Raw genomic sequence first — 7,657 nt, forward strand, 5'->3', positions numbered from 1 at the left:
GCCACCATCCGGTGGCCGCCCCTCACCTGTACCCACGCCCTCACGCGTACCTGCGTCACTCCCGCACGCGCCCCCGCGTCACCCCCGCTGACGGGCCGCCCGCCGCACCGCCGCCGACCACCCGTCCAGCCGCGGCCGTCGCGCCGACCACCGGCCGGTGAGTGCCGACCAGCGCGCGGACAGCGCCCACGCCACCCGCACGGCCGAGCGCGGCAGCAACAGTGCCCGCAGCCGCGTCCGTCGGCCCACGGCGTCCCGCAGCCCGGCCCGTACCCGGTGCACGTCGTCCACCAGACCGCCGCTCGTCTGCGGCACCGGGGCGTAGAGCACCTGCTCCACCGCACCGGCCGCCCTGTGCACCGCCTCCGCCGGCGGACCCGCCAGCGAACCCAGCCGGACGATGCGCGCCGCCGTCCTGCGCGGTGTCTGCGAATCGTCGGGCGTGATGCCCAGGTCCCACGCCGAGTCGGTGATCTCCCGCCAGGCCGCCAGGGTCCGCGCCGCCGCGTCCGACGGCGTGCGGCCGTCCGAACCCAGCCGCCGGGCCCGTACCCGGGTCCGCCACAGCAGCGGAAGCGACGGCAGGAGTACGAGCGCCAGTACGCCCAGCGTGATTCCCACCACGGTGCCGGTCGGCGTACCCGTGTCGGTCGGGCCTGCCGGGCCCGCCTGCTCGTTCCGACCGCAGTTGCCCTCCCGCCGGTCGGCGGCCGGGCAGCTGTCCGACGGCTTCGGTGCCGCCGTCGGCGCGGTCGTCGCGCCGGAGGTCGGCTGCGCCGGGTCGCTCGGGCCGCCCGTCGGGGCCTCCTGCCGGGTGTACGCGGGCGCACTGCCCCGCGTCGGGGTCGGCTCGAACCGGGTCCAGCCGAGCCCCTCGAAGTACAGCTCGGGCCAGGCGTGGGCGTCCCGCAGTCCGACCGACATCGTGTTGTCCGACTTCGACGTGCCCGGCGTGAAGCCCACCGCGACCCGCGCCGGGATGCCCAGCGTCCGCGCCATCGCCGCCATCGAGAAGGAGAAGTGGACGCAGAAGCCCTCCTTGTCCTTCAGGAAGCGGGCGATGGCCTTCGAACCGGTGCCCGACTGGACCTGGGTGTCGTAGGTGAAGCCGCCCTCGGAGGCGAACCAGTCCTGGAGCAGGACCGCCCGCTCGTAGTCGTTGCCCGCGCCCTTCGTCACCTGGAGCGCCGTCTGCTTCACCACCGGCGGCAGGTCCCCCGGCACCTTGGTGTACTCCTTGCGCAGCCCGGGCGGGGCGGGCGGGGCCGCCGCCAGGTCGTCCTTCGTCGGCTGCACGGCCAGGCTGCGGACGCTGTACCTGACGCCGCTGGTGGTCTGGCCCCCGTCGCCGATCAGGGTGCGGCCCTCGGGCTCGTACCGCCAGCGCCCCCCGATGTCGACCTGCGACGCGGGGAAGGGCATCGGCAGCCAGATCTGGGAGTACGACCCGGCGGCCGAGATGTTGGTGGTGATCTCGGTGGTGGGGACGTCGGGGCCCAGGCCCGCGGGACGGGGCAGCGGGCTGGTCACCTCCTTGAGCTTGCGCTCGGAGGACTTCCACGCGGTGCCGTCGAACTCGTCCAGGGCGAGGAGGCGCAGATACATGTCCTGCGTCTGCTGCGCCGTCGTCCTGTAGCGCAGCACCTCGCGGTCGACCGGCTGGTTGAGGCTCTCCTGGAGGGAGACCACGGGGTTCACGGCCGAGATCGTGCCGCCGCCCCCGCTGCCGCCGCGACCCGCTCCCGTCCCACCGAGCAGGCCGCCGTTCAGGGCGGGCAGCAGGGCGGGGACCAGCACGGCGACGCCCAGGGTGAGCACGCCGATGCGCCGTCCGGTGCGGATCGGGGCGAGCGGCGCACCGCTGCCGTGGTCGAGACCCGCGGAGCTCTGCCGCGGGGCGCCCTGGGCGCCCCCGCCGAACACCCGGCCCCACTGGGCCAGCCGGTCCCGGCCCTCGGCCAGGAGCAGCAGCAGGAAGCCGGACGAGGCCAGCAGGAAGTACATCCAGCTCGCGCCGCCGCCCGAGAGGCCCGCGGCCACCGAGTACAGGGCGAGCAGCGGCAGTCCGGCGGGCGCCGCACTGCGGAACGTCACGGCAAGGGTGTCCACCGCGAGGCCGATCAGCAGCACCCCGCCGATCAGCATCAGCCGGATGCCCTCGGAGGCCGGGGCCGGAATGGCGTACCGGTTGATGTCGGCGGCCCCCGTGTTCAGCAGCCGCCCGAACTCCTCGACCGCGTCCGGGCCGGGCAGCACCCCGAGCACCGCCTTCGTCCCCGCGAACAGCAGGGTCACCAGCAGCATCGTGACGACCAGCTGGACCGTCACCGTCAGCGCCCTGGCCAGCGGCACCCGCCGCGCCAGCGCCCCGACGCCCGCCTGCACGGCGAGCAGGACCGCCGCCGTGACGAACCAGCCCGCGTCCGTGACCAGCGGGATCAGCGCCGCGGAAGCCATCAGGGTGGCGGCCAGCGCACAGAGCGTCATCCGCCCGCGCCCGCTCACGACCCGCCCCCGCCCACCACGGCCCCGCCCATGAGCCGGGTCCCGTTCATGACCAGCCCCCCGAGATCCCCGACATCCCCGATGTTCCCGTCTTGTCCGTGCTCGATGTGTCGGCGCCGACCGTGCGCTGCGCCTCGGCCTGCCGCCACAGGTCGGGCAGTGGTGTCCCCGGCGGTACGGAGACCGCCGTCCAGCCCGCGTCGCGCAGCAGCCGCAGCCGCTCCTCGGCCCGCTCCCGCAGTGCTCCCGCCGGGTCCGCCCCGTCGGCCCACAGCGTGCTGTCCGTGACGAACGCGACCGCCCCGCCGCTGCGCTGCCGCATCTGCGCCGCCACCGCCGCCTGCTCGTCGTCGAGGTCGCCGAAGAAGGCGATCAGCAGCCCCTCGTTGCCGCCCCTCAGGACGTCGTACGAGGGGGACAGGCCGCCGCCCTCCGAGTGCCCGACGACCGCGAGGGTGTCCAGCATCAGCCCTGCCGAGTCCGCGGATTCCTGTGTGGAACCGGCGAATCCGCCCGCGCCGTCACCCGGCACCGAGGTCCCGGTGTCCGTCAACAGCCGTACCGAAAAGCCCCGTTCGAGCATGTGCACCAGGGCGGACGCGGTCCCCGACACCGCCCACTCGAAGGCCGATCCGGGACCCGCCCCCAGGTAGGCGGCCCGCCGGGTGTCGAGCAGCACCGTGCAGCGGGCCCGCTGCGGCTGCTCCTCGCGGCGCACCATCAGCTCGCCGTAGCGCGCGGTGGAGCGCCAGTGCACCCGGCGCAGGTCGTCGCCGTGCCGGTAGCCGCGCGGAATGATGTCGTCCTCGCCGGCCAGCGCGAGCGACCGCAGCCGCCCGTCGCCGTACCCGTTGGCCTCGCCCGTGAGCCGTACCGGAGGCAGCGCTTCCACGCGCGGGATCACCGTCAGCGTGTCGAAGGCGCTGAACGAACGGCTCAGCTCGCACATGCCGAACGGGTCCGTCAGCCGCAGCTGGAGAGGCCCCAGCGGATACCGCCCGCGCAGGTCGGAGCGCACCCGGTAGGACACCTCGCGCCGCCCGCCCGCCTCCACCTTGTCCAGTACGAAGCGGGGGCGCGGCCCCAGCACGTACGGCACCCGGTCCTGGAGCATCAGGAGCCCGGTGGGCAGCCGCGAGACGTTCTCCATCCGCAGGTGCACCCGGGCCTCGGAACCGGCGGGCACCCGCGCGGGGGCCAGCCGACGGCTGCCCGCGACCCGGTAGCGGGTGCGGTACAGCACGATCACGCACATCAGCGGCAGCACCGCGAGCAGCATCCCCACCCGCAGCAGGTCGCCCTGCCCCAGGACGTACGCGCAGCCCGCGGCGGCGAGACCGGCGGCCAGGAAGGACCGGCCGCGCGTGGTCAGCCCGGACAGCGCCGCCCGGAAGCCGTTCTTCTCCACGGCGCCCTTCTCCCCGGGCCCGGCCCCGGGGGCCGCCCCCGGCATCACAGCGGCCGGACGCCGGGCGTGCCGTACGGCGGCGCGGGTGCGGCGCCACTGGTGGGCACAGGGGTGCGCTGGAGGATGTCCAGCACGACCTGCTCGGAGGTGCGCCGGTTCAGCTGCGCCTGCGCCGTCGGCAGCAGCCGGTGCGCGAGGACCGCCACCGCCAGCGCCTGTACGTCGTCAGGCAGCGCGTACTCCCGGCCGCTGAGCGCGGCGGAGGCCTTCGCGGCCCGCAGCAGGTGCAGGGTGGCCCGCGGTGAGGCGCCCAGGCGCAGGTCGGGGTGGACGCGGGTGGCGCCGACCAGCTCGACCGCGTAGCGCCGTACCGCGTCCGCGACGTGCACCGTGCGGACGGCGTCGATCAGCTTCACGATGTCGTGCGCGTGCGCCACCGGCTGGAGGTCGTCCAGCGGGGAGGCCCCGCCGTGCACGTCCAGCATCTGCAGCTCCGCCTCGGGGGAGGGGTAGCCGATGGAGACGCGGGCCATGAAGCGGTCGCGCTGGGCCTCGGGGAGGGGGTAGGTGCCCTCCATCTCGACCGGGTTCTGGGTGGCCACCACCATGAACGGGTTGGGCAGTTCGTAGGTCTGGCCGTCGATGGTGACCTGCCGCTCCTCCATGGACTCCAGGAGCGCGGACTGGGTCTTGGGCGACGCGCGGTTGATCTCGTCGCCGATCACGATCTGCGCGAAGATCGCGCCCGGTTTGAACTCGAAGTCGCGCCGCTGCTGGTCGAAGATCGACACACCGGTGATGTCGGACGGCAGCAGGTCGGGCGTGAACTGGATCCGGCGCACCGAACAGTCGATGGTTCTCGCCAGGGCCTTCGCCAGCATCGTCTTGCCCACGCCCGGCACGTCCTCGATGAGGAGGTGCCCCTCGGCGAGCAGCACGGTCAGCGAAAGCCGTACGACCTCAGGCTTGCCCTCGATCACAGCTTCCACCGACCCGCGGATCCGCTCCGCTGTGGTGGTCAGATCTGTGAGGCTCGCTCGATCGTCATAGGTCGTCACCCGGCCCTCCTCGGCCCTTTCGGGCCGGCGTCACGACGACGCGAGCGGCCCACCCCGAAAATCGGACGGCGCGGCCGGAGGGTTCCCGGCCGGACGTCCTCCCCGCATTCTTGTTGGCGTTACCGCTTCGTGTCACTCGCCTGTGGACAAGTGAATGCGAAATGCCGGAGTTGGGGCTTTTTTGTGCACAGTGGGACCGGATCCCCGGCCGGATCCCCGTCGTGGACTCAGACCGGGTCGATCTCCCGCAGCAGCCCCTGGGTGACGTCGAAGACGAACCCGCGCACGTCGTCGGTGTGCAGCAGGAACGGGGACGTCCGTACCCGCTGCATCGACTGCCGTACGTCCTGGTCCACGTCCCGGAAGGCCTCGACGGCCCAGGACGGACGCTGGCCCACCTCGTCCTCCAGCTCGTGCCGGAAGTCCTCGGTGAGGCTCTCCAGACCGCAGTTGGTGTGGTGGATGAGTATGACGCTGCGGGTGCCGAGCGCCCGCTGGCTGATCGTGAGCGAGCGGATCACGTCGTCGGTGACCACGCCGCCCGCGTTGCGGATGGTGTGGCAGTCACCGAGCTCCAGACCGAGGGCGTCGTGCAGGTCGAGCCGGGCGTCCATGCAGGCGACCACGGCGACGTGCAGCACGGGGCGCGCGTCCATCCCCGGGTCCTCGAAGCCGGCGGCGTACCGCTGATTGGCCGCGACGAGACGGTCGGTGACCGTCGGATCGTCGGAGCCGTCGGAGAAGGATGCGGAAGTCGACATGACTATGACGGTAATGGTCACAGGAGTGCCGGGCCTGCCGGGGGCGGGGCAAATGAACGTCAATCCGTCCCGTTGTGAGCTAACCCACAAGGCCTTCTCAAGGGGTGGATTCCTTCCCTCGTACGAGTGAAAGACCGGCCTGAGGGTCTGTCGCGGGCACGGCGCGCGGTGCGCCGCCCGTTGATTGACCGCGAGGACCGGTGGACTAAAGTGACGCGTTGTACGAAATCCAGCAGTTCCCCGCGCGCGCGGCAGTGCAGCTCTTCTCCAACTGCGTACGGCCCGGCCTCCGCCCGCTCGTCGGTCGGCCCCTGCGGCCGGCTCCCCTTCCCGAGCGGGTGGGGACCAGGCCGTACGTCAGCGCAACACTTCAGCCGCGCGCCCCTGTCTGAGAGGGCGCATGAGCCAGTCCCGACACGTCCCGGTGATGCTCCAGCGGTGCCTGGACATGTTGGCCCCGGCCATTTCCGAGCCAGGAGCGGTCGTCGTCGACTGCACCCTCGGACTCGGCGGCCACAGCGAAGCCCTCCTCACCCAGTTCCCCTCGGTCCGCCTGATCGGGCTCGACCGGGACAAGGAGGCGCTGCGGCTCTCCGGCGAGCGCCTCGCCCCCTTCGGCGACCGCGCCACCCTCGTGCACGCGGTGTACGACGAGCTGCCCGAGGTCCTGGCGAAGCTGGGCACCCCGCGCGTCCAGGGCGTCCTGTTCGACCTGGGTGTCTCCTCGATGCAGCTCGACGAGGCCGACCGCGGCTTCGCGTACGCGCAGGACGCCCCGCTGGACATGCGCATGGACCAGTCGTCGGGCGTCAGCGCCGCCGAGGTCCTCAACACGTACGCGCCCGGCGAACTGGTCCGCATCCTGCGCCAGTACGGCGAGGAGAAGCAGGCCAAGCGGATCGTCTCCGCCGTCGTGCGCGAGCGCGACAAGGAGCCCTTCAGCAACAGCGCCCGGCTCGTCGAGCTGATCCGCGACGCACTGCCGCAGGCCGCCAAGCGCACCGGCGGCAACCCCGCCAAGCGCACCTTCCAGGCGCTGCGCATCGAGGTCAACGGCGAACTGGACAGCGTGCAGGCCGCCATTCCGGCCGCCGTGAAGGCGATCCCGGTCGGCGGCCGGGTCGTCGTCATGTCGTACCAGTCGCTGGAGGACCGCCTCGTGAAGCAGGTCTTCGCGGCGGGCGCGGCCAACACCGCGCCGGCCGGGCTGCCGGTCGTACCCGAGCGCTACCAGCCGCGCCTCAAGCTCCTCACCCGCGGCGCCGAACTGCCCACCGAGGAAGAGGTCGCCGAGAACCGCAGGGCGGCCCCCGCCCGGCTGCGCGGCGCCCAGCGCATCCGGGAGGAAGAAGCCGAGTGAGCAAACCGGCCAAGCGGTTGAGGGCCAAGCAGTTGAGGGGGAGGGCGGCAAGGCTCTCCGAACTGTTGCCCGCGGGTCCCCACCAGGCGGCCCGCACCCCCTTCGTACTGCTGGTCGTGGTGCTGCTCGGCGGCGGGCTGATCTGCCTGCTGATGCTGAACTCGGCGCTCAACGAGGGCTCGTTCAGGCTGAACGACCTCAAGAAGCAGACCACCGAGCTCACCGACGAGGAGCAGGCCCTCCAGCACGACGTCGACGACCGCTCGGCCCCCGGCGCCCTGGAGCGCCGGGCCCGGGAGCTCGGCATGGTGCCCGGTGGCTCGCCCGCCTTCCTCGACCCCGACGGCAGGGTCCGCGGCACCCCCAGCGAGGCCCCGCCGCCGGAGCCCGCCCCCGAGCCCGTACGACAGCAGCGGGCACCCGCAGCGCCGCCGCCCGCCGCGCCGCCACCGGCAGCCTCGACCGCACCGGTGGCCCCGCCGGTGCGCCAGGCCCCGCCCGCGACCCGGTCCACACCGGCCCCACCGGCCTCCACCACCCCGCCGCCCGCGCAGCAGCCCCCGAC

6 protein-coding genes are annotated in these 7,657 nt (G+C 73.2%); 2 read left to right on the forward strand and 4 right to left on the reverse strand.

Going from position 1 to position 7,657, the window contains the following annotated elements:
• Window positions 1-78: 78 nt before the first annotated feature.
• From ACWGIG_RS34890 to ACWGIG_RS34905, 4 genes are all read right to left on the reverse strand, one after another.
• Complete coding sequence (locus ACWGIG_RS34890) at window positions 79-2,505, reverse strand: transglutaminase TgpA family protein (protein WP_453325714.1); 2,427 nt, start codon at window positions 2,503-2,505, stop codon at window positions 79-81.
• A gap of 46 nt (window positions 2,506-2,551) precedes the next feature.
• Window positions 2,552-3,958 carry a DUF58 domain-containing protein gene (locus ACWGIG_RS34895; protein ID WP_453325715.1) on the reverse strand — a complete coding sequence of 469 codons (1,407 nt, stop codon included), beginning with the start codon at window positions 3,956-3,958 and terminating at the stop codon, window positions 2,552-2,554.
• Complete coding sequence (locus ACWGIG_RS34900; protein WP_453325716.1) at window positions 3,958-4,971, reverse strand: AAA family ATPase; 1,014 nt, start codon at window positions 4,969-4,971, stop codon at window positions 3,958-3,960. Before ACWGIG_RS34900 ends, ACWGIG_RS34895 begins: the two co-directional genes overlap by 1 nt.
• A 227-nt stretch (window positions 4,972-5,198) precedes the next feature.
• Window positions 5,199-5,732, reverse strand: coding sequence for a beta-class carbonic anhydrase (locus ACWGIG_RS34905; RefSeq protein WP_453325717.1), 534 nt, complete (start codon window positions 5,730-5,732; stop codon window positions 5,199-5,201).
• 400 nt (window positions 5,733-6,132) lie between these two features.
• Between ACWGIG_RS34905 and rsmH the strand changes: the two genes are divergently transcribed.
• Together rsmH and ACWGIG_RS34915 are read left to right on the forward strand one after the other, a co-directional pair.
• Window positions 6,133-7,092 carry a 16S rRNA (cytosine(1402)-N(4))-methyltransferase RsmH gene (gene rsmH, locus ACWGIG_RS34910; RefSeq protein ID WP_453325718.1) on the forward strand — a complete coding sequence of 320 codons (960 nt, stop codon included), beginning with the start codon at window positions 6,133-6,135 and terminating at the stop codon, window positions 7,090-7,092.
• Window positions 7,089-7,657 (forward strand): septum formation initiator family protein (locus tag ACWGIG_RS34915; RefSeq protein WP_453325719.1); only part of this gene is annotated, 569 nt, incomplete at its 3' end. The genes rsmH and ACWGIG_RS34915, both read left to right, overlap by 4 nt.

This window comes from Streptomyces sp. NPDC054863 (assembly GCF_053610825.1).

What these genes read in the sequence shown, in the direction of transcription:
- ACWGIG_RS34905 (WP_453325717.1), bottom strand. Translation starts at nt 5,732, where the DNA reads ATGTCGACTTCCGCATCCTTCTCCGACGGCTCCGACGATCCGACGGTC.
- rsmH (WP_453325718.1), top strand. Translation starts at nt 6,133, where the DNA reads ATGAGCCAGTCCCGACACGTCCCGGTGATGCTCCAGCGGTGCCTGGAC.
- ACWGIG_RS34895 (WP_453325715.1), bottom strand. Translation starts at nt 3,958, where the DNA reads ATGCCGGGGGCGGCCCCCGGGGCCGGGCCCGGGGAGAAGGGCGCCGTG.